Annotated in this window: 23 protein-coding genes and 3 pseudogenes; 13 read left to right on the forward strand and 13 right to left on the reverse strand. The window is 45.7% G+C overall.

What is annotated here, in order from left to right; all coding sequences use genetic code 11:
* Positions 1 to 89: 89 nt before the first annotated feature.
* Complete coding sequence (locus tag NC996_RS23110) at positions 90 to 1,412, forward strand: amino acid permease (protein WP_190689291.1); 1,323 nt, start codon at positions 90 to 92, stop codon at positions 1,410 to 1,412.
* A 285-nt stretch (positions 1,413 to 1,697) separates the two neighbouring features.
* Here NC996_RS23110 and NC996_RS23115 read toward each other — a convergent pair whose 3' ends face one another.
* From NC996_RS23115 to NC996_RS23130, 4 genes are all read right to left on the reverse strand, one after another.
* Positions 1,698 to 2,273 (reverse strand): hypothetical protein, encoded by a 576-nt coding sequence (locus NC996_RS23115; protein ID WP_348260027.1) that lies wholly within the window; start codon positions 2,271 to 2,273, stop codon positions 1,698 to 1,700.
* Between the two features lie 558 nt (positions 2,274 to 2,831).
* The gene (locus NC996_RS23120) at positions 2,832 to 3,302 is read right to left on the reverse strand and encodes a cupin domain-containing protein (protein WP_190689293.1); all 471 of its coding nucleotides are present in this window, start codon (positions 3,300 to 3,302) and stop codon (positions 2,832 to 2,834) included.
* A gap of 173 nt (positions 3,303 to 3,475) precedes the next feature.
* Positions 3,476 to 3,775 (reverse strand): hypothetical protein, encoded by a 300-nt coding sequence (locus tag NC996_RS23125; protein ID WP_190689295.1) that lies wholly within the window; start codon positions 3,773 to 3,775, stop codon positions 3,476 to 3,478.
* Positions 3,776 to 3,942: 167 nt separating this feature from the next.
* The gene (locus tag NC996_RS23130; protein ID WP_190412453.1) at positions 3,943 to 4,422 is read right to left on the reverse strand and encodes a GNAT family N-acetyltransferase; all 480 of its coding nucleotides are present in this window, start codon (positions 4,420 to 4,422) and stop codon (positions 3,943 to 3,945) included.
* 81 nt (positions 4,423 to 4,503) lie between these two features.
* On the opposite strand from NC996_RS23130, the gene NC996_RS23135 reads away from it, so the two are divergent.
* The 3 genes from NC996_RS23135 to NC996_RS23145 all read left to right on the forward strand — a co-directional run bounded on the left by NC996_RS23135 (position 4,504) and on the right by NC996_RS23145 (position 6,669).
* A complete protein-coding gene (locus NC996_RS23135; protein ID WP_190689298.1) occupies positions 4,504 to 4,722 on the forward strand; it encodes a hypothetical protein in 219 nt (72 codons plus the stop codon).
* Positions 4,723 to 4,825: 103 nt separating this feature from the next.
* Positions 4,826 to 5,269: an ester cyclase gene (locus tag NC996_RS23140; protein WP_242030512.1), complete on the forward strand. Its 444-nt coding sequence runs from the start codon at positions 4,826 to 4,828 to the stop codon at positions 5,267 to 5,269.
* Positions 5,270 to 5,475: 206 nt separating this feature from the next.
* Entirely contained in the window at positions 5,476 to 6,669 is a 1,194-nt protein-coding gene (locus NC996_RS23145) for a GUN4 domain-containing protein (protein WP_190689301.1), read from the forward strand.
* On the opposite strand, the gene NC996_RS23150 is transcribed toward NC996_RS23145, so the two are convergent.
* From NC996_RS23150 to NC996_RS23165, 4 genes and pseudogenes are all read right to left on the reverse strand, one after another.
* Positions 6,647 to 7,267, reverse strand: a complete 621-nt coding sequence (locus tag NC996_RS23150) for an alpha-ketoglutarate-dependent dioxygenase AlkB (RefSeq protein ID WP_190689304.1) — start codon at positions 7,265 to 7,267, stop codon at positions 6,647 to 6,649. The two genes, NC996_RS23145 and NC996_RS23150, sit on opposite strands and share 23 nt — an antisense overlap.
* 46 nt (positions 7,268 to 7,313) lie before the next feature.
* Positions 7,314 to 7,478, reverse strand: a pseudogene (locus tag NC996_RS23155) (TrpB-like pyridoxal-phosphate dependent enzyme); the annotation flags it as partial.
* Positions 7,479 to 7,733: 255 nt separating this feature from the next.
* Complete coding sequence (locus tag NC996_RS23160; protein ID WP_190689306.1) at positions 7,734 to 9,311, reverse strand: MarR family transcriptional regulator; 1,578 nt, start codon at positions 9,309 to 9,311, stop codon at positions 7,734 to 7,736.
* Complete coding sequence (locus tag NC996_RS23165) at positions 9,308 to 9,862, reverse strand: hypothetical protein (RefSeq protein WP_190689309.1); 555 nt, start codon at positions 9,860 to 9,862, stop codon at positions 9,308 to 9,310. Before NC996_RS23165 ends, NC996_RS23160 begins: the two co-directional genes overlap by 4 nt.
* 322 nt (positions 9,863 to 10,184) lie before the next feature.
* Between NC996_RS23165 and NC996_RS23170 the strand changes: the two are divergent.
* A pseudogene (locus NC996_RS23170) lies at positions 10,185 to 10,490 on the forward strand (Uma2 family endonuclease); the annotation flags it as partial.
* 213 nt (positions 10,491 to 10,703) lie between these two features.
* On the opposite strand, the gene NC996_RS23175 reads toward NC996_RS23170, so the two are convergent.
* On the reverse strand, positions 10,704 to 11,048 hold the full coding sequence (locus NC996_RS23175; protein WP_190412460.1) for a hypothetical protein: 345 nt from the start codon (positions 11,046 to 11,048) through the stop codon (positions 10,704 to 10,706).
* A gap of 134 nt (positions 11,049 to 11,182) precedes the next feature.
* Positions 11,183 to 11,449 (reverse strand): hypothetical protein, encoded by a 267-nt coding sequence (locus NC996_RS23180; protein ID WP_190689312.1) that lies wholly within the window; start codon positions 11,447 to 11,449, stop codon positions 11,183 to 11,185.
* Between the two features lie 68 nt (positions 11,450 to 11,517).
* On the opposite strand from NC996_RS23180, the pseudogene NC996_RS23185 reads away from it, so the two are divergent.
* A pseudogene (locus NC996_RS23185) lies at positions 11,518 to 11,814 on the forward strand (Uma2 family endonuclease); the annotation flags it as partial.
* 40 nt (positions 11,815 to 11,854) lie between these two features.
* On the opposite strand, the gene NC996_RS23190 reads toward NC996_RS23185, so the two are convergent.
* A complete protein-coding gene (locus NC996_RS23190) occupies positions 11,855 to 12,043 on the reverse strand; it encodes a hypothetical protein (protein WP_190412461.1) in 189 nt (62 codons plus the stop codon).
* 30 nt (positions 12,044 to 12,073) lie between these two features.
* Here NC996_RS23190 and NC996_RS23195 point away from each other — a divergent pair, with 30 nt between their 5' ends.
* The 3 genes from NC996_RS23195 (at position 12,074) to NC996_RS23205 (ending at position 15,392) form a co-directional block, all read left to right on the forward strand.
* Complete coding sequence (locus NC996_RS23195) at positions 12,074 to 12,907, forward strand: aldo/keto reductase (RefSeq protein ID WP_199303319.1); 834 nt, start codon at positions 12,074 to 12,076, stop codon at positions 12,905 to 12,907.
* Between the two features lie 99 nt (positions 12,908 to 13,006).
* Positions 13,007 to 14,251 carry a family 1 glycosylhydrolase gene (locus tag NC996_RS23200; RefSeq protein WP_190689318.1) on the forward strand — a complete coding sequence of 415 codons (1,245 nt, stop codon included), beginning with the start codon at positions 13,007 to 13,009 and terminating at the stop codon, positions 14,249 to 14,251.
* 286 nt (positions 14,252 to 14,537) lie between these two features.
* On the forward strand, positions 14,538 to 15,392 hold the full coding sequence (locus tag NC996_RS23205) for a thermonuclease family protein (protein ID WP_190689322.1): 855 nt from the start codon (positions 14,538 to 14,540) through the stop codon (positions 15,390 to 15,392).
* A gap of 579 nt (positions 15,393 to 15,971) precedes the next feature.
* Here NC996_RS23205 and arfB read toward each other — a convergent pair.
* Complete coding sequence (gene arfB / locus NC996_RS23210) at positions 15,972 to 16,388, reverse strand: alternative ribosome rescue aminoacyl-tRNA hydrolase ArfB (protein ID WP_190673057.1); 417 nt, start codon at positions 16,386 to 16,388, stop codon at positions 15,972 to 15,974.
* Positions 16,389 to 16,657: 269 nt separating this feature from the next.
* On the opposite strand from arfB, the gene NC996_RS23215 reads away from it, so the two are divergent.
* The 4 genes from NC996_RS23215 (at position 16,658) to NC996_RS23230 (ending at position 20,535) form a co-directional block, all read left to right on the forward strand.
* On the forward strand, positions 16,658 to 17,374 hold the full coding sequence (locus tag NC996_RS23215) for a class I SAM-dependent methyltransferase (RefSeq protein ID WP_190689325.1): 717 nt from the start codon (positions 16,658 to 16,660) through the stop codon (positions 17,372 to 17,374).
* Between the two features lie 155 nt (positions 17,375 to 17,529).
* Entirely contained in the window at positions 17,530 to 18,147 is a 618-nt protein-coding gene (locus NC996_RS23220) for a L,D-transpeptidase (protein WP_190689328.1), read from the forward strand.
* A gap of 190 nt (positions 18,148 to 18,337) precedes the next feature.
* Positions 18,338 to 20,068 (forward strand): ABC transporter ATP-binding protein/permease, encoded by a 1,731-nt coding sequence (locus tag NC996_RS23225; RefSeq protein ID WP_190689331.1) that lies wholly within the window; start codon positions 18,338 to 18,340, stop codon positions 20,066 to 20,068.
* 173 nt (positions 20,069 to 20,241) lie between these two features.
* Positions 20,242 to 20,535 carry a hypothetical protein gene (locus NC996_RS23230; RefSeq protein ID WP_190689334.1) on the forward strand — a complete coding sequence of 98 codons (294 nt, stop codon included), beginning with the start codon at positions 20,242 to 20,244 and terminating at the stop codon, positions 20,533 to 20,535.
* A gap of 186 nt (positions 20,536 to 20,721) precedes the next feature.
* Here NC996_RS23230 and NC996_RS23235 read toward each other — a convergent pair whose 3' ends face one another.
* Positions 20,722 to 21,408 (reverse strand): Coq4 family protein, encoded by a 687-nt coding sequence (locus NC996_RS23235; RefSeq protein WP_190667836.1) that lies wholly within the window; start codon positions 21,406 to 21,408, stop codon positions 20,722 to 20,724.
* Between the last annotated feature and the right edge of the window lie 214 nt (positions 21,409 to 21,622).

Raw genomic sequence — 21,622 nt, forward strand, 5'->3', positions numbered from 1 at the left:
ATTTGCGATCGCGCTTCCACCTCCTACCCCCTATACTGACGAGCAGAAAGATTGCAAGATTGGGTAAATACAAGGATAAGAAAAATTTTATGGAACCGAATGCAGAAGCGGATTCACTCAAGCGAGTGTTTGGATTGCCGACGCTGGTGATTTATGGGGTTGGAGATATTCTCGGTGCCGGAATATATGCAGTGGTTGGAAAAATTGCCGGACTTTCCGGCTCTTTGGTTTGGGTTTCTTTCCTGGTATCCATGACTGTTGCGGCACTCACTGCATTAAGTTATGCAGAACTCGGTAATCGAGTTCCCCAAAGCGGAGGAGTCGCTAGTTTCATCCACAGAGCATTTCGCCGGGATTGGCTCTCAATCTTGGTAGGCTGGTTGATGTTTTGTACCTGTCTTGTTTCAATGGCGACGCTCTCAAAAGCGTTTGCAGGCTATCTCAATGCTTTTGCTCCAGCGATTCCAGATTGGTTGATTATCCTGGCGCTATTTGCGGGTCTTGCATTTGTCAATTTTAGGGGAATGCAGGAGTCCTCAGCCTTAAATATTTTTTGCACGTCTCTTGAAGTTTCAGGTCTTCTAATTGTTATCTTTGTCGCCACCCTTTTCCTCATCGGGAACCCAGCAGGCGCGGCGAATCCGGTTCCCATTCCCGTCCCCAACGCATCACCGATTGGTTGGATAGCCGTCGTTGAGGGAGCGGCACTCGCCTTCTACGCCTTCATTGGGTTTGAGGATATTGTCAATGTTTCCGAGGAAGTGAAAGATCCCCAGCGCAATGTTCCGAGAGCAATTCTGCTTTCCCTGGGGATTGCCGGTATTATTTATGTTCTCGTTTCCTGGCTTGCCGTTCAGGTAATCAGTTCGGCGGAACTTGCCGCCTCGAAAGCTCCTCTTCTCGAAGTCGTTCAGCGATCGCAGCCAAATTTTCCAGCAGTCATCTTTTCACTGATTGCGCTATTCGCCGTTCTCAATACTGCTTTACTGAATTTTGTCACGGCATCGCGGCTGCTTTTCGGAATGTCGCGGGAAGGACTGCTTCCATCTTGGTTAGGAAAATTACATCCACGCCGAGCAACTCCTTACCGAACCCTGCTGGTCATTCTGCCGCTCGTGATTTTTCTGGCGCTTTCAGGTACACTTAAATTCCTAGCTGGAACAACCGCAACATTGATTCTGGCAATGTTCTCTCTTGTCAACCTCTCACTGCTGGTCATTAAACGGCAAGAACCCCGAATCTCCGGTTTTCAAGTTCCTTTTGCGATTCCAGCTTTAGCGCTAATCTCCAACTTAGTTCTGATTCGCTTTGCCTCTCCTGAAAGTCGCATTTTGGCGTTAGTGTTTACAGGTTTAGGCATTCTCATCATTTTAATTCGCAATGCTCTTAGCAGGCGATTGCCCAGCGCTTAACTTTATCTGCGATACAGCTTGATCGCATTCAGTTGAAGGATAGAATGCGATCGCAAAATTAGATTTCAAACAGTGAATCTAGCAGTCACACTTCACGATCCAAGCATTGGTCGTACCTGCAATCTCTAGAAGTTCCAATTAGAACCTCCAACGATTAGCCTTTATTTGATTAAAACCTGTAGCTTATGTCGCATACATAACGGTCTAACGGCAAAATGCAGCGGCAGATAACCTCGAACTAAAGACCAGCGGCTTTCGACCGTCCACTGCCATGCAGTGTTAGGCTTAGGCGTTAGATTGGTTAGATTGTATGCTTTGAAGAAAATCTGGTGATTTAGACAAATCCTCAAAGACTTTCAAACTCTCTCTCAGGGTCTCTATCATCCACTTCAGTTCTTCAAGTTGAGCTAATAGTCGGGGATTTTGTTCGTCTAAAAGGGTAATTAAATTGTGGTAATCTTCTACAGAACTGGTATCAATAAACGCTAGTTCTTGATGAATTAATTTGTTTCGCTCAGCTACAATGCTAGAAAGTTTGCGTTTTTGTACTTTTAAGAAATCTGGATTGTTACAATTAACCTTAAATGACAAAGAAATCCCTGCCCCAGAAAAGTCGGATATAGGCTCAGATTGACTCGCATCTCCCAAAATATTGTTATTAAATTCCTGAACTAACTTACCAAAGGTTTGTTTTCGGAGTCTAGTCTGGTTCCTACGTAACTGAGCTGAGATTGTTTTTCCATCCCCCTCTAATTGGCTCACTGAAAGCAAGTATTTGAATGCTGCTTCGATTTTTGAAAAATTAACTATATTCCTCCCCAGTTTTCTTAATGCTTCAGCTCTAACTGCTTCAATATCCACTGACTCATTCATAACGGCTAATTAACAAACTAGCGGACACTTCTAGAACCTACATATATTCTTTCAAAAAGAACAGATCGGCGGATGCTTTCAGTTCTCACACACTTTAGCTTAATTACCGTCACAAGCACTAACTACTAGACAACTTATCGCTGAACCAAAAGGTAATTAGATGCTCCCAAGAAAAGGTTAGCAAGAATCGGGAGCAAGAACAGCCCTACAGAAGAGTGAAGCCTAACTATGTATTCACTGTCAGATCTGTTGGATAAAACCCCCTATATCGGTCTTATCCAACATTAACCTATGTCGTAACCTACCGCTCCGATGCGGCTTTGCCGCTGGCTGGAGGCCGAGCCTTCGCGGAGTATGCCAAGGCGGAGTATTGGAACAAATGCGATCGCCCTTTGCTGTAAGCCAGGTTGAACTTATCACATCCTTACTTGTGAATCAGTAGGTAACGTGAAACCAAACATAACTCGATCGAGTGATCGCATTCAGTTGAAAGATAGAATGCGATCGCGGAATGTTCTGGTGCAGCATGGTTGTTAGGCAGTGCTATTAATATGCGCGACCATCTTTGTGCGTTAAAGCCCATTCACCATTCGGCAATTGTGTTGCTTTGAGATCGTCATTTGGGAATTCCACCTCATCTCCTTCAGTGCGATCGCCAATTTCAAGATAGGTTACGTTTTCTTCAGATCGATTAATCAGTTGATGGGCGATACCTGTGCCTGCCTGAAATCCATAGCAGTCACCGGGATGCAAAACGAATTCCTCTTCGCCGAGTACCAGCGTTGGGTTGCCTTCCAATACCAGGATAAATTCTTCTTGCTTTGAGTGGCTGTGAGCAAGAGCAGAAATTGCGCCGGGTGAGAGATGGGTCAAATTAACTCCAAAATGAGTCAACCCAAAATACTCACCCAGTTTTCGCTTTTGTCGTCCCTGAACAAGGGAAGCATAAGGTTCTGGATATATCGTCTTACCGCTCGGTGCTGAAATCGATTCAGATGAAATTGGCGATTGCTTCATAACTCACCCTTCCTTGTTATGTTAATGGCGTAACAAGCCCAAGCTTGCTTTACTTTTCCCGTATCGTCAAACCATAGCACTTCAGTTACTATGCCCCGATACCCTCGGTAATACAGCGTGATGCTATCTACACAATGCTCATTTATCCACCCGTTATTTCCCTGGGCTTGCTATTAGATACCCCACGTATTATCCCAGCCATCGCACTCTTGAATCAGTTGATGTACCGCAGCATCTGCGGTTGAAAATGTACCGCAATTAGTTCTTTTTGTTCCAGATGCCGCATGACCCACATCTTGATACAACGCAAACTGACCATCCTCAGAGTAAATAGAGAGCGTAATAGCAACGCCATTTGTATACTGTTTCCACAAGCTAACAAATGAAGCTCCTTGTGGTATCAGATTTATATCTTTGACATCACAAATCCATTGCCGTTGTTGCAAGTCTGTCCGCGTATTTTCCTCTATCATTACATTCCATGCTCTTATCGTATTTGAGTTGTACTATTGCCTAAACAAACACTAATTGAGCCAAAACTGCACTAGACACCGATTCTAAACAAGGATTTACAAGAACGAACAGGCGATCGCATTAAGTTGAAGGATACAATGCGATCGCGAAATCAACACATTTGCACTTAAAGCTTCTTGAAGTATCTGGCAACTGGGAATAGCTCAAAGCCCGCCTTTTCATAGGTGTGACGGGCTGGGGCATGACCGGGATCGCCCCCAGTCTCAACCATAGCAATAGACATCCCAGCATCTTTCATCCAAGCCAGAGCGAATTCTATCAGCGCACTACCAATGCCGCGACCTTGAAAGTCCGGATCGACAGCAACCATGTAGATTTCACCCATGCTGTCCTCTGAGTGGAGTTTCACGGCTACAAAGCCCACAGCAGAACCTGCATCGATCGCAACCCATACATTCGTGTCTTCCGCAGCGCAGACATCCTCGACCGCTTTTTGCTGGCTTACGCGCCAATGATTGGGATAGAATGCCTGGTACACATCAGCGTTCATCGCGTTCTGAATCGAATCAAAGACTGGAGTCCACGCCCGAAGCGAAAGACGAATAACAGCATCAAGGTGGCGAGGCTCGTATGGTTCAATTTGCATTCCCACATGAACTCCAGTTAACTCTGCAAGCTTTATCCAACATACTACAATATAATACAAGCTCTGATAGCTTGGTTTTGAATGCTTACAGCAACTTGCCTCAATCGACGCCAATCGGTTTTCGCAAGTTTGAGAGTTCCGCTTCTAGATCGAGAATCTTGGCTTTTGCAGTCGCCCGTTCCTGGTGAAGCGTTTCCCGAAGATGGTGTAGAGATTTCTTCAACCGTTCAATTTTCTGCTGTGCATCAGTGTTTTGAGCTGCATCTGTTGATAGTGCGATCGCTCATCACCGTAGATTGAATCGGGCTTTGGAAAACTAACATCTCATTATTTATGTGATTCATTTGGCAGCATTGCGGTTGTTTGCCAGCACTTAGCATCACCGTTGTGCAGCAAATAATAATTGGTTGTAATTGTCTTTGGTATGATTAGCGATATGAAATCGCCCAAAGAAGTTCTACACGACTGGGTTGCGGCCTATAACGCTCGCGATCCTTACGCACTCATCGAGCTTTATCACGATGATGCCATCAACCATCAGGTTGCTTTTGGTGCCCCACTTCAAGGGCGCGAGGTACTGCTTGAGAGTTTCATCGCCTTCTTCAATGCCTTTCCAGACAACTACACGCATCCTGAAAATATCTTCGAGGATGGTGAGTGGGCGATCGTTGAGTGGAGCGGTGGCGGCACGTTCTTGGGTGAGCTTGGCGGCAACCCACCAACCGGCAAGAGTTTTACACTACGCGGGTGTGGCTTCTTTCAGGTCATTGATGGCAAAATTCGTTTCCAGCGTGGCTACATAGACAAGTACACTTGGTTCACGCAAATTGGTTTACCAGTCTCATAGGCTTGTAAGTGTTGCACAACAACGAAGCTCATCCGAGTGTCGGCAGCAAAGGCGGCTTAACTTTGCCTTTCGTCTTCTGAGTTTATCGGTGCGGACAAATAGAGAGATCGCTTTTGTATCTCAAACTGAAACAAAGCAACTGATTCAATCGCAAACTTGCCAGACTGGAGACGACATCGAGATTAAAGAATACTTAAGCTAGCGATATGAAGCGCTCTATTGCAGTTGGACTACTAACATTTCTGGCTATTGGCTGTAGTACCAATCTTCCAACATCCTCCACTCAATCTCCCGCGCCTGTGGCAATTGCTGCCAAACCTGCTGCCAACTCCTCAACCGTCCAAAGTCGGGATGTCTTTTACCTGAGCGATCGCTTTGGGTTTCGCTTCGTTTCCCCGCGTGGCTATGTCATCACGCCTACCGAAACGACTCAATCGACGAAGCCAAGTCCCCCGCTGGAAGTCCTAGAAGTCTGGCAGCAGAAAGATTTTTTGAACCGGGAGAATTTACCTGAAACTCCTCCGATCGTCAGCATCACTATTTACGACAACTCCAAGCGGTTGCCCCTCACCAGTTGGAAAGGCGAACTCAGCCAAAATGACGATCGCCCCCTCACCGTTGCTGGACAAAAAGCGATCGCTTACACTTCGACTGGACTCTACGAGTCTGATAACGTGCTATTCAGCAGTCCCGATGGTCGCTATGTATTTCGCCTACAAGGAGCCTACCTGCAAAAGAACGATTCCATCCGGCAGGTATATCAGGACACCGTTAAAAGCTTTACCTTCGATGCGATCGCTAGCACTCCCCCTAACAAATGGCGCATCAACTACAGCCACCTCAAAAGCCTTTTAGCCGCCGGTGACTGGCGGGGTGCGGATGTGGAGACTCGCGCCATCTTCCAGCGATTGCAGAAACTCCAAGGACAGGGTGCAGACTTACTCTACGGCAGCAAAACTCTGCTCAATAGTCTTCCCTGCGAAGACTTTCGTACCATAGATACCCTCTGGTCGCAAGCCAGTAAGGGACGCTTTGGGTACAGCGCTCAAAAGCGCATCTGGCAGCAAACTGCCTCCCAGACGAAAAATCCGAAAGCACGAGTTGAGAAGTTCGGTCAGGCAGTGGGATGGTATAGATCCCAACCATTGCCGGAAAAGAATCCTTTTGGGGTAGTGTTAGCTGGAACCAAATGGCGGTTGGATTCAGAACTGAATTCTACTGCTACCGCACCAATCGGACAGTTTCCCTGGGCAGGAATTTCCTCAAACTTATTGAGTGACATGCTCAGCGAACCTGGTTGTGGCAGTTGTACCACGGATGCCATTTATCTTGCTAGCGATCGCTATTACGACTATGTGCCTGCTTTGTTTACCAAGCTCAATCAGTGTCAAGTTCGCTAGTGAGGCGAACTGACAAGTCAATGACTCGAAAGGTCAAATTAATCCGGGGAGGAACCGGACGTTTAGTCTTAGGAATTTGATGCTGCCAGTAATGCTGCGTTGTCCCTTGCATCAGTAGAAAACTACCAGAAGTTAACTCAAGTTGATGCTTCAAGCCTTTTTCGGCTCGGTGCCGCAGTATGAACCGCCGTGTTCCTCCCAAACTCAGAGAACCAATGACTGGATTGTGTCCTAGCTCTGGTTCATCATCGCTGTGCCAGCCCATACTGTCGTTGCCATCTCGGTAGAGATTGAGCAGCACGCTGTTAAACACTACATCAGAAACGGCTTCAGCCTTTGTCTTGAGGTCAAGTAGCGTGCGCGTCCAGGGAGAGGGCTGCATCGTGATGCCAGAGTAAGTGTAGGAAATACCGGGATTACCATACCAAGCCGTCAGTCTCGGTTGAGGCATTGAGCGCCCGTAAATCGTAATCCAGTCCTGTCGCCAGTCGATTGTTTCAGTCAGTTGTGTGAGCAAGCGATCGCTTTCCTGCCCATCCAGCAGAGACGGGTAGAACACGATATCTGCGTCAGGTAGTTGCAGAGGGACACTGAGCATAAGACAAACACAACTGAGGGCGGCAAGAAATCAGCTCTCCAGAACCCTAACCGACAACAGGTAATTCTGCCAGAGCCATCGCGACTTCCTCTGCACTGTACTCAGTATCTACCAGTTTTCCGGTTTGATAGTCCATGTACGCCTGCATATCAAAGTGTCAATAACCGCAAAGGTTAAACAAAATCACCTTACTTTCTCCCGACTCTTTGCACATTCGGGGTTCCAGAGAAAGTAGCGGCTTTCTTGAGTTGAGGTTTCTATTGTCGCTGATTCCACGAAGCGGACGCTACGCGATCGCTTCTCTCGCGCAAAACCCTAGGCAAGGAAGTGCTTTGGGGGTCGGAGTTTATAGTTTTAAACGTTGGCGTTGCATACTTCAACTCAAAAAGCCACTCTGAAAGCTGTCTCAGTTTCTTAATCAGGACTTACGCCACTACACCATTTATCGCTATGCCTTGAGCTAATTTCAGGTGAAATAATCATCCTTAGCTTTCTCAGTAAGCTCATATACTGTTTTTCCATTTTCTATTTTCACTCTAATTATCAATTCTTTCTCTTCATCCAATTTTTTAGCTTTCCAAGCTATTAATTGGTATGAGCAATCTAATTCTTCAGCAACTTCTTTCGGTCGTAAGGATTTACCAGATTTATTTAACTCATGTAATAAGCTGAAATCTATAGGAGGCAAAAGCTTACTATCATCGATTTTCTTGATTTCAGCTTTAAGACGCTCAGATGTAGAAATTATTTCTACAGGACTATAGCACTCTGGACATTTCATCTTAGTAAATTCTAAATTAGGTAATTGATCAAGCGCCCAGTTCTCATTACAGGTTGAATTGGTACAAACTATACGTTTTGAACTCTTCAAGAAATCATCAACTAGCCCATTAAAATCAAACGGTCGGGCAATAAAATATTTTCTAAATTCAGTGCCTTTTGGTTTACCCCACCTTAAGTTTGATATTACGCAAAGACCATAATTTAAACAATAAATGGATTGTTTTGCACCATCTCGATTACTCATTTCATTGTACTTACTGATAAAAAAGTTAAGCTCCAAGGTTTTCAAAAATTTCTCGTATGTTGGACTAAGATGGAAATGGCTTGTGTAAGGATTAAATTTCTCTCTGTACTCCCGTCCAGTCAAATCACCCGTTACAATTCTTTTCTTAATACTTGCCAAACTTTCAACAAACTTGTCTAAAAGCTCCCTTAATTGAAGGATTGATACCTTTTCATCAAACGACATCATAGAGTAAGTCGTTATTTCAAAGAAAGAAGTAATGTGCCTCTCAAAATATCTAGCCGATGCAGCTTCAAGAGCCGCTTTATTAATTGGAATCCCAGAAGCAATAGTTCTTTCAGATGCAAAGTATAGAATGTAGCCAACTATTCTTGGTACATTCATTGAAATTTGAAATAACAATTCATAGTAATTCTCCATCGATTCCTTTTTAGTATCGAAGAAAAGACTGGTAGGCTGACCTGTAAAATAGTCAATTCTTCTATCAAGGAGACGTTTCGTGAAATCTATAGCTCTCTCTTCCATTGTGCTTCTATCAATCTCAGAATAGAGGTTATAGAAATCAAGATCTATGATATCGATTTTTCCAGTATCAATTCTGCCATAGTAAACTCTGTTGGGATAAGCTGCTACCTCAAACTTGATGAATTCATCTGACCAATTATTTAAAGGAGCAAGAACTACATCAACAAATACTTTCATTGATTGATCGTCAATCTCTGAAAAATCATCAAGTAGTATAACCAAGTGCTGTATCTCAAGGAGAGAGAGTATCTCTTTCAGCTTGTTTACTAGCTCTTTAACTTGGAAAACTTTTAAGAATATTTCAGGAAATTGTTTCTCAACCTCAGTTGCATCTTTCTGTGCATTGTTTATACTTCCAACTCTATTTTGCTCCGCATTTAAACCCATATCTTTCGGGGTCAAGTTCCCGGAGATTTTACTTGTGTTCTGAATACTAGTCGAATCTGATGCTTCATCTGTCGTTTTAGTACGGGTAGAGAACTGTTGAATCAAAGGAATCTCAATGCTCCTAAGCTGTTCGTTATTTCTATACTGTTATAAAGCTCTTGCAGCTTTTCTTTTACAATGCTCGACCTGTCTGTTCCAAATAGCCTTTTAATCCTTTCAAGGAGACCATAAGATTTCTTGTCTATCTCTTTTCTTAAGTCCGATAATATATTTTTAATAAAGTTTCTTTCTAATAGGTATCTTTGTAATGTATCACTAGATATTAAATTACTTATATTCCCCGCTTCAACATATTCAGCCTTAGAAGATTCAAAAATGTATTTTGTATCTATGTAACAAGAAATCATATTATCCTTCTTACGAATCTCTTGTTGCAGTCGAAGAAAAATTGTTGATTTTCCGGTTCCCTTTCTTCCAATCAAGAATGTAGTGTTGTTTTTTAAACAAGTCTTTAGTATTTGATCATTAAGTAACAAGTCTGTGTATAGTTCCTCTATCAACTCGTTGCCTTCCTCATCGAGCAATTGTGCTCTTCGATACTTTTTGAGAGAATCCAGAGCATTAAAGAAGCCGTCCTTGTCTGACTGGGAATACATTCTTGCTACCTCAATCTAGCTTTATTCGTTGTAGCACTGTTTACCCATAGCAAGCCATCTAAACTCACGTTATTCTGCAAGTAAGGCTTATCATTGAGCATCTGCCTACTCTGGCGAGTGCTGTGGAGTGCTGCATTCCTTGGTTGGGTGACTCAAAAGCGAATGAGTCTTATGGCAGTTAATGGCTCAACAACTTGTCTACATTACAGCACCAGGATCACCCCAAATGCTACTAATGCCACGCTACAGAGCGGACAATGGACATGAGCGATCGCCATCCAAACCCCATCACTCCTAATCTGGAAACAGACCAGAGACTGTTATGACCACGGCAACGATAGCAATACCCCAAAAGGAAGAACCCCTCCTGTTTGAGGGATTGACCTGGAGAGAGTTCAAAGCAGTCGAGCAATTGTTAGACCGTCCAGGATATCGGCTTTCCTTCCTGGATGGAGTACTGGAGATTCGACGGATGCCAGGGGAACCCCACGAAACAGTTAAGAAGAGGATCGGTGCATTGGTGGAGCTTTACCTGCTTATAGCAGGGTTTGACTTCACCCCAACTGGCTCCATGATCCTAGAAAGTGAAGCTGGAGCCGTCAAGCGAGAGGCGGATGAATCCTATAGAACCCATTTGACATCTTTTGCTGGGGTGCAAGGCTTTGAAGTAAGCCGTTACTTTGCGATCAATGATAGAGCCTGCTTAAACTCGACTGTTTTTTGCAAGAACAGGGATAAAACCAGCTAGCTGCAAGGCTTTTAGTTTCAGGAATAGCTCTCAAATGGGTTCTATACAAGAGGGCAATCGAATTTGGCTGAACTACGAGCTAAGTTACAAATTTTATAGATTGATCGTCAGGATTTTTTTCTTGCTTTTTTTGTCGCTCAACACGACTGTATTGTAGGGTGATGTATCCGTTCCCGGCGGAATTGGCAGCCAAAAACTGGGGTTTTTATGATCGAGTTCGCCCAAATCAATGCTTTTCGTTATATCGCCATCTGTTGCAAGATTTGCGGTAAGTTCGCCTTTATAATCTTCAATTAAAAAGTCGCTAAATAAAACGACTTGCCCACCCTCAGGATGTATACCAAGGATGACCTGACCGCTGAAAGTTGTGCCTTTTCGTTCTTCATCAACCGTTGCCATTATGATTTCTGAGGGGTCTTGACCGGACATATCTGCCATAAACTTTTTCCTGGGCGAATTCTCAACAATTGAAAATGATTTTACAAGAGCGCTATGGGCGATCGCAAAACTCTCAGGACGTATTTCTGCATCGGTCTTGCAAATGTATAGCCAAGTTACTTCGGGTTTAACGCCTAATTGGAAGATTGAGTAGGGATGAGTAGAGGCTGAAAGCGATCGCGAAGCGTTGCTGCTATAAGAGATCGCATCGCAGAAACCTGATAGAGGGGAGACGCTCTTGAAGTTTCCGGATTCTGTTCTAGCAACCTACGAGAGCCACGGGAAGGGGTAGGCAGGAACACCAAGGTCAAATGCTTGTAGGTCATTTTCAAGGGGTCAGGAAGCGATCGCCTAAACAGCATCCCAGCACAAGAGGGTAGTACAGAGATAAGCTTTGCCATGCCTATAGAACCCATTTGACATCTCAACAAGAGGCTGAAAGTCTTTTGTTGAGATGTCAAATGGGTTCTATAAACTTACCCCTGGTCGAGTGCGTCCCGATCTGGCGATCGAAGTGGTGTTTACCAGTGGCGGCATTAACAAACTAGAGGTATACAAGCGCCTGAAGATTCCTGAAGTGTGGTTCTGGGAAGACGGAGTGCTAGAGATTTATCACCTGCGGGGAGAGGGCAACACTCTGGACTACGAAAAAATTTCCAGTAGTAAGGAAATGAAAGGGATCGATCTGGATTTGTTGTTACGTTGCATCAATATGGTGAATCACGTTGATGCCATCAAGACCTTTCAACAGGCACTCCAGAAATAGCTGGTCAAAGGCGATCGCGGCTCTGATCTTCGGTATTTCACTATAACGGCGATCGCAATTCCCACTGATGTGACTCAACTAGAAGCTTGCCAGCAGTTGATAGAGAAGGCGATCGCCGCATTGCGATGAGAACAAGTGCAAGCAGAACTACAAGCTCATTGCGTTTCCCACAACAGCGCTTTTCTCTACAATTGATGCCATGCCCATGCGTCAGCCAAAAAGCGCTCAAGGGCAATAGCTTGAATAGATGGAAACTGCTATGCGAACCCTTAAACTACCTTCTGGACAATTAATTCCGATTCTTGGTATGGGCACCTGGCAGATGGGGGAGAATGCCAGGAATCGCCAAAGCGAAATTGATGCCTTACGTCACGGACTCGATTTGGGTTTATCTTTGATTGACACTGCCGAAATGTATGGCGAAGGCGGTGCAGAGGAAGTAATCGCAGAAGCGATCGCTTCTCGTCGGGCGGAAGTCTTTCTCGTCAGCAAGGTCTACCCTCATAACGCCTCGAAACGAGGGACAATTGCTGCTTGTGAAAGAAGTCTCCAGCGGTTGAAAACTGACTATCTTGACCTTTACCTGCTGCACTGGCGCGGTTCTGTGCCACTGGCAGAGACGCTGGAAGCATTGGCGACGCTTCAACAATCCGGCAAAATTCGCACCTATGGGGTGAGTAATTTTGATGTCGAGGATATGGAAGAAGCCATTGGGTTGAAGGATGGGAAAGGAATTGCTACCAATCAAGTCCTCTACAACCTGATGCGACGGGGAATTGAGTGGAATTTACTGCCCTGGTGTCGGCAACAAGGTATCCCTATCATGGCGTATTCTCCAATTGAGCAAGGGCGTTTGCTGAACCATCAAACACTCAAGGCGATCGCTCAAGAACGAGGAGTCACTGCGGCTCAAGTAGCGATCGCCTGGCTGTTGCATCAAGACAATGTAATTGTAATTCCCAAATCCAGTCGCATTGACCATGTAGAGCAGAATTATGCTGCCCTGAATTTGAAATTGAATGCTGATGAATTGGCTTCCTTAAATGCTGCCTTTCCAGCACCCACTAAACCTGTTTCCTTAGAAATGCTGTAAACACTTCTCCAAGGAACTCAACGGATTTATCTCGCGTTGGATAGTGTCTCAAATGAGCAAGAGTGCCTACCATGACGAGTAAACTTACAGAGCAAACGCATGGCTCAACGACCTGGAATTTTCCCCACCTTCTTCATTTCTGGCTTTGAGTGTTCGACGTTTCTCTGGAAGGACAAGGGACGGCGAAATCTAATTGCAGAAACACAGCACGATCGCCACGCGCAGGAAGACTACAACATATTGCGATCGCTGGGGATTGATGTGGCACGCGAAGCGATTCCTTGGCCGTTAGTCGATCGCGGTGGCTGCTACGACTTCTCTAGCCTTGACCCCATGATTGAAGCGATGCAGGAGACGCAGATTCTTCCCATCTGGGATCTGTGCCACTACGGGTATCCAGACGATCTCGATCCCTTTAGCGATGAGTTTACCGAGCGCTATGCTAATTACTGTCGCACAGCAGCGGAGTATGTGATTCCCCGCTTGCGTGGCCCCTATTTTTTCACGCCAATTAATGAAATTACCTTTTTCTCGTTCTGCGGCGGCGAGTGGGGTTGGGTGGCTCCCTATAAAAACACAAAAGAAGACCGTTTTCGCTTTCGATTAGCCTTGTGTAAGGCAGCGATCGCAGGAGTGAAAGCGATTCGGGAGGTGGAACCCGCCTCAAGGATGATCCACATCGATCCGTTGGTTCAAGTGGTAGCACCGCGCGATCGCCCGGATCAGATCGAGGCAGCACACCACGAAACCTATGTGGATACCTTTTTGGCGTGGGATATTCTCTACGGGAAAGAACACCCTGAACTCGGCGGTTCCCCGGAAATTCTTGATATCGTTGGGGCAAATCACTATTCCTTCGGTCAAATGGAATACCGGGAACATGGCCCCCATCAGGCGCTAGAACCCCACGACGATCGCATCAAACCGCTTTGTGAGCTAATGCGGTGGGTGTGGGAACGCTATCGCAGACCGATGATCGTTGGCGAAACCAGTGGCATGGAAGCAGGCAGAGATGAGTGGCTAAAAGACGTAGTGGAAGAGTCTCTAGCAGCGGTTAATTCTGGGATGGATCTGCATGGCATTTGTTTATTCCCTGCTGTTGATATGCCGGATTGGCATACCGGAAAGTGGCTGCACAACGGGATTTACGATTTGGTGGAAGAAGGGGATAATCTGAAGCGGGTGCCTTGCGAACCATACATTGCAGAGCTACGACGCTGGCAGAAGGAATTCAATCGGGTCACGACACTGGATGCTGACCCCTGGAGCGATCCAGTAGAACTGCAAGATGTTATTGACGCAGCTAAACGATTGCAGCCAGAAGCCGATCGCAATTGGCATTAAAGATTCAATCCAGCACTCTCACTCATCCGCGACGTTGCCTCGCATCGTCTTCAGTTGCGATCTGCGCTTCGCTATCGTCTGGTTGTTGCATCAGGAGAATGTAAGTGTAATTCCTAAATCCAGCCGCATTGACCATATAGAAGAGAATTATGCTGCCAAGAAATGATTTTGCTCAAATCTCCCTAATAAAGTTCAAGGTTTGGTGGCTCTATTTTTCATCTATCCTGATTGCCCCTCCTATAGGCTGTAGTGATCTACTGAACTCTTTAACAACAAGGAGGAAATTATGCCGTTTGTGCTTATTCAAGGTACTTTTGAGCCAACTAGTGGAGATCCCGATGGAGATTCAGTTCGGTTTAAGGCAAACAATGATGATGATGTATTGTTTGACAAGTTAGAGGGGCGAATCGAATTCAAGAGCGGTGGTCAAGTGCAGCTTCGGTACGAAGGCATAGATGCTCTTGAGAAAGCGGCGATTAAACCATTTTCCTCAGACGCTACCGAACGTAATATTGAGTTACTTGGGGGCAAAAAGTCCGGATTGCCGGGATATATCCTTTCTAGCCATGCCGATGGGAATGGACGACCTGTTTGCTTCGTCTTTACCGGCAATCCACCTAATTGGGACAATGCTGGAAGAGGGGATGAACTAAAAGCCGACTTGTTGCGTGAAAGCGTCAACTATAAGCTTCTCCGAGAAGGGCATGTCTATCCGATGTTCTATGAAACCCTCTATAAAGAGTTGCGCGATGAGATGGTGACGGCAACACAGGAGGCGCGAGCAGCAAATATAGGACTTTGGTTAGCCGATCGCTCAACGGAGGGTTTCCAAGTTGATGTACCTCCTGATCTCTCAGATTTACCACCTATCTTTCCTAAACTTTGGCGGCGACTTGAATCGTTTTATCAACGTCGGTCTAATCGCAAAAAAGGAATTGAGGAGTTTATTAGAGAGTTATCGAAGGGAAAAGATCGGCTTTTTACCATTCCTGATCAACGAGCAATCAAGTTTTCCACAGCACTAGAAGCTGATGGGAATAAGATTAAAATGCTCTACAAACCAGAGGAGATGGTGTTTGAGTCTGATGTGCGCCTAGATCGGATTGCTGCAAGTATTACTACTTCCTCTATCTTTTCATAAGCATCTTCTTACAAAAGTCCATGGCAGAACACTAGGGGAGGCTGGCAGAAGTTTTGCAGCAGTTACTGAGTGACTTCAAAGGCAGTTTTCTTTCCCGCTCCCCTGCTCCCTTGCTTCCCCACGAACAACTGCTGCATTATTTTCGCCAGCCTCCCCTAGGGACTTGTTTGTCGTGCCGCTGCTCAAAACTGCTACTGTCCACGCTGGACAGACGCAGAAAGCCGGAATTAATGCTCTGGCTATGATACTGGATAGGCGGTAAGAAGGACGACCGCTAGGTTTCTTCCACAAACTCGTCAATACAGAAGTTGCAGAGATTTTGATTGACGGGAACAGGACTTACGCATTGACAGGAAGATAATCATGTGTAATAGGTCTGGGGGATCTAGCACGATTTTCCAGAATATATTCACGAATAACTTCTTTAAACAAATTTCTCTGGATCTCGTACCAATCGCTAATTATGATTTTCTACCTTCATAAATGCCAACTGAGTGAAAGCTCGGATTGCACAAAAGATGTAGGTTAGATTGTGGCATAGATGATTGGTCAGGCAGGATAGTTAAGTGGCAAGAGATCTCATTCATCTGTAACCTTTCCTCGCATCGTTTTAAGTTGCGATCGCTTAGTCTTGCTATCCAGACGCTTTCTTTGAGAACTCCGAGTCGGTTTGCTGGGTTTACGGGGTTTGGGGAGTGCGATCGCACTCTTAATCAAATCTTGCAGCCGTTGCAACGCCTCTTCTCGGTTCTGCTCTTGGCTGCGGTGTTCTTGAGCTTTGATGACAATGACACCTTCTTTAGTGATGCGTTGGTCGGAAAGCTTCAACAGCCGCTCTTTGTAGCGTTCAGGTAGTGAGGAAGCGATGATGTCAAAGCGCAGGTGAATGGCAGTCGCCACCTTATTTACATTTTGTCCCCCTGCCCCTTGCGATCGCACCGCACTCATCTCAATCTCATGCTCTGGAATACTTACGGTGTTAGAAATTTGCAGCATGATTGATTCGCTTGATTATAGACAGTGCAGCATTGCACAGAAATTGTTGCCCAGTTTCGCTCTATTGGTGCTGATTCCAGCATAAAGTAGCAGCCTCGCCTCTAGCTCCCTCTCTAGCTGCAATATATCAAACACGGAGTTTTTCTTTCACTATGCCTAGAAACGTTCGCTTTGTACTGCAAGTATTTCCTCGACAACGCTTGAGTGCTTTCATACTGTTCATGCCATTGGCGATCGCGCACGTATAATTTGCACAACTGGAGGCTTTTATGTCCCAATCTGATTTGGAATACCGCTTGCATTTAAGTTGGAATGCGAATGCTCGTGCTTGGACAAAAGCAGTCCGCGAGCAACTAATATCCAGTCGCCGCGTTGTGACTGATGCCGCCATTGTGGACGTTTTGGTGGCGCTGCAACCTCGCCGCGTGCTAGATGTTGGATGCGGTGAAGGTTGGCTGGTACGCGCCTTAAACGAACGCGGTATCGAAGCCTTTGGAGTAGATGGGAGTTCTGCTTTAGTTCAACAAGCTCAGGCAGCAGGTGGGGGTAGGTTTCGCACCCTCACATATGATGAGATCGTCAACGATCCAAGTCAACTTGATGGACCATACGATCTCGTAGTCTGTAACTTCTCGCTGTTAGGGGAAACCATTGTACCCCTGCTGGCTGCACTGGGTACAGTTCTAGCGCCTAATGGACACCTCGTTGTGCAGACGGTTCACCCGTGGAGTGCCTGTGGCGACACCGCCTACAAGGAGGGCTGGCGAACCGAGCGCTTCACGAGCTTTGGCGAGGACGAGTGGGAGCCAATGCCTTGGTATTTTCGGACTTTCAGTTCGTGGCTGACAGCTTTTAACCAAGCAAAGTTGCAGATACGCCAATGTATTGAACCACTTGAGCCAACAACGCAGCATCCTCTATCGCTTATTCTCGTGTCCTGCGTAGAAGAACAATTTAGAGGATCTCCCTTATATGATGAGAAATAGTTGAGCAAGCCCCAGTTAGGTTAGTTGTGTTTACAACATCTCGTCTCATCTCAAACTGGCTCTTAGTTGCACTACCAATAGCCCTATGCGCTTGTACATCATCTGATGCTGTCGTTTCAACTCCAAAAAACGTAATTGAAGCCAAGCCACAATCCTTGCCACCATCCGTAAATAATGCTGATAAACTCAATAGCATTCAAGAAGAACGTTACTCGCTGCTCATTCATCGAGTAGACAAGCGCTTAGAGGTACTCAATAACCAAAGCGTTCCAATTTACAAGGCAAGTATTGGTATTGGTAAGGGCGGACTCAAAGACAAACAAAATATGAATGACTTTGTTACTCCCACAGGCGAGATGAGCGTAGACTTGATTCTCTACAAAAAGTCTCAGTACAACCAGATTGCCCAAGATAACGTTAAGCGTTTTGTCAAGGTTACTCAGTATCGCAACTTAGTTAGCCCTCGGCAAGGATTAGCTCAGCTATTCAAGAACATGAATAATCTTGACTTTGATGGGAACGGTAGCCCAGACAGAGCCTATGGAAATGGCTATATCGGACTCACTTCAACGACAAGCATCACGGGTCCCAAGATGAGTACATTTCAGGGAACGCCCTACTGGTTCTCAATCGCACTTCATGGTACACCCAATCCTGAGAATATTGGTCAAGCTAACTCAGGTGGCTGCATCCATCTCGACTCAAACACATTGCAGCAGTTAATTGAGAAGGGTTGGGTAAAGTTAGGTACCAAAGTGACGATTGTTGATTAATGTATTGACGTGGTTGATCGCACTGCACTCATCTCAATCTCATACTCTGGAATACTTACGGTATTAGAAATTTGTAGCATAATTTAACAATTGCCCAGAGATGAGTCGTACCAGTATTTGAGTAAATTTTGCTCTGATTCACCTTTACTTATTATCTCCCGGCAGACCGAGTTGTAAGGGAAGCAAGCCGATGGATCGATTGAATTTCAACGTATTCCAGCAGTTTTGGACAATCGCTAAGTCCTACTGGTCGGGGGATGAGAAATGGCAAGCGAGAGGGTTACTTCTGGGCGTTGTGCTATGTTTGCTGGCGTATACGGGGTTGAGTGTGGTACTCAACAACAAGCGAGGGGTGCTGATTTCATCGCTCTCAGCCCAGGATGAGCCGCGCTTTTGGCAAACTGTGATCGTTTTCGTCGGCGTGTTGGTAATTTATGCACCCCTTTTAGCAGGCTATACTTATTTGCGCGATCGCCTGAGTTTACAATGGCGGAAATGGCTAACCCATCGATTCGTGGATAGCTACTTTCGCGATCGCTCTTACTATAATCTGCATATCTCTGGCACCGAAATCGATAACCCAGATCAGCGAATCTCGGAAGATGTTCGCAGTTTTACCCAGGAATCTCTTACCTTTTTGCTGCGGTTGGTGGAGTCGGTGCTGTCAACAATCGCCTTCAGCAGCGTACTTTGGGGCATTTCTAAACCTCTGGTGTTGTTTCTAGTGCTGTATGCCTTGATTGGCACCCTGGTGACGACCGTTGTGTTTGGGAAGCCGCTTGTCCGACTGAATTTTGAACAACTGAAGAAGGAAGCGAATCTCCGTTTTGGTCTGGTGAGAATTCGGGAGAATGCAGAAGCGATCGCTTTTTACCAAGGTGAAGAACGGGAGTCAAACCAAGTTAAGCAGCGGTTTTTCGATGTATTTGAGAATGTCAAACGGCTGCTGGTTTGGGAATTGAACTTAAATGTTCTCACAAATGCTTATGAGTTTATCCCGTTTATCTTGCCTGCTTTAGTGGTTGCACCGGCGATTTTTGCCGGAGAAATGGAGGTAGGCAAAGTTTCTGAGGCGCAAGGCGCTTTTGTGAGAGTCTTTTTCTCGCTGAATGTTGTCGTTGCTCGTTTCCAGCAATTAACCACGTTTGGCGCTGGAATTAACCGTCTCTATACCTTTGCAGAATTTTTAGAGCGGACGGAATCGAATCAGGAACAGCCTAAAATTCAAACGGTGGAAGCGGAACGCCTCGCTGTCGAACATCTCAACCTGCAAACGCCCAACTATCAACGCACATTAGTAGAAGATTTGTCGATAGAGTTAGCTGCGGGAGAGGGACTTTTGGTGATGGGGCCAAGTGGTTGTGGTAAGAGTTCCCTGCTGAGAGCGATCGCGGGTTTGTGGGATTCTGGTACAGGAACGATTATTCGTCCTGAATCGAACCAGATCCTATTTTTGCCGCAACGTCCCTACATGGTGCTGGGTACTCTGCGCGATCAATTGCTCTATCCCAACACGCACCTTGAGGTTGATGACGAACACTTAAAGCAAGTGCTGGAACAGGTGAATTTAGCAGGTTTAGAGGAAAGATTTGGTGGCTTTGATGCCCAGGAGGATTGGGCAGATGTCCTCTCTTTGGGCGAACAACAACGGCTAACCTTCGCCCGGTTGCTGCTGAATAAACCCAACTACGCCATCCTAGATGAAGCAACCAGCGCCCTAGATTTGGACAACGAGGAGCGGTTGTATCAACATTTGCAGGCGAAAGGGACTACTTTCTTAAGTGTGGGACATCGGGCTACGTTGGCAAATTACCATCAGTCATTGCTGGAACTCTCTCAGGATAAAACCTGGCAGATTAAACAACCTTTGGCTCTTGTCGAAGAACAACCGGAGTTGTTGGAACTTCCATCAACCACCTGATATTTTAAGGCGATCGGCGGAAGCATCCCATTTGTGCAAAAATACCTGGGCATTGAAATAGCCAATTCAATGGAGGCTGGCAAGCACAAGTCCAGCCATAACCCAATTGATGACCATAGACAAATCAAATCGTTGGTTTAAATGCAGTGCAGTTCGCTAAAGTTTAAAAAGATATGAATAGTATTGATGGAGAACCCAAATCCCAAATGATACCGTTGTGGACTAAATCTTTTAGTGCTTTTTGCTTGAGTCTGCTTGTGATGTTCGCAGGGAATATCGTTCTGATTGGTTGTGGTGAAGCCGCTAAAAATTCCGAACCTGTACAAGAATCGGAAAAAGAATCCAACCAGGGTAATCAGGCTGATGATGACGATAACGAGGGGCAAGAGACCACTGGCTCATCCGATCAAAATGACGATGAGGAGAAGGATGGACAAGAGGAGAAGGATGGAGAAGATAAGGATTAGCAGTGGCGATTCACCTAGCGCGCTCGCTTGATAGCCGCAGCCACCGATTCGCGTGTACTCTGAATTTACACGCGAAAGGGACGACTTTTTTGAGTGTCGGGCATCACTCTACGTGGACAAATTACCATCAGTCTTTGCTGGAATCCCAGGCTCAAACGTGGCAGATTAAACAACCGCTAGCTCTGCTCAAACATGGCGAAAAGGAGTGACATTTAGCTCCGCTCTCCAGTCTGCTAGTGGTTTTTCCCAAGCCTCTTCCCACTTCTGCCCTAGAAAGGGTTTTGCCCGATCCCCCAAATCGTAGCTCTGCTGAATGAGACTTACAAGCGGGTTTAAATCGCTGTTCATCTTGATCGTATTCAAGGTGATTGCGGCAATCAACATCACTGCAAGGGGAGAGCGATTTTGCGCGAGCGTAAATGCTTGCAGCCCAATCTCTCCAACAGGATCGGTGCCAAATCCTGTAACGGTATGCCAAATATCATGAGTTTGTCGCATACGCAGTGCTAAATAGCTTGTGTCATCTTGAAGCTCGACTTGGCGATAAAACTCTGGATCGAGGTTGGCTGCTCGCATATGAGAGGCATAGGCAAAGCCTAACGAATCTTCAGGCAGCTTGAGTAACGCTTCTAAATTGGGAGTCGGTGCAATATATTGTTCTTCAAAAAGTTGAGCGATTTCAGGATGGGACTTGAGATAGGTAATCGCGGCAGCAGAAACTTTATGGTTGGCTAAGGCAGCAGCAATATCAAAAACTGCCTCGATATCTGTTCCGTTATCGATAAAGGCAAGGAAACCTTCCAAACCTTTCAGAAGTTCTGGAGTAACCGAGCGACTCCTATCAGCATTGATAATCGAGGGAGATTTTGACATCGGGAAACCTTCGGTAATCAAAATGAACGAACCCTTGGCGGGATAATTTCACGTATCTGGCACGTATCTGGATCGAGACCCGCAGTTCTTAACCGTTCTGCTTGTTGTGCTGTCCTATACTCTAGCTGCGATCGCTCTGTTGCGTTCGGCTTCTACCTCAGTTAACACGCAACTTCCTTGTGCATCATACTAGCGCAGCCACCGTCTGTTTAGG

The sequence above is a fragment of the Trichocoleus sp. ST-U2 genome, from assembly GCF_039961875.1.
In the GTDB taxonomy this organism is placed as follows: domain Bacteria; phylum Cyanobacteriota; class Cyanobacteriia; order Cyanobacteriales; family FACHB-T130; genus FACHB-T130.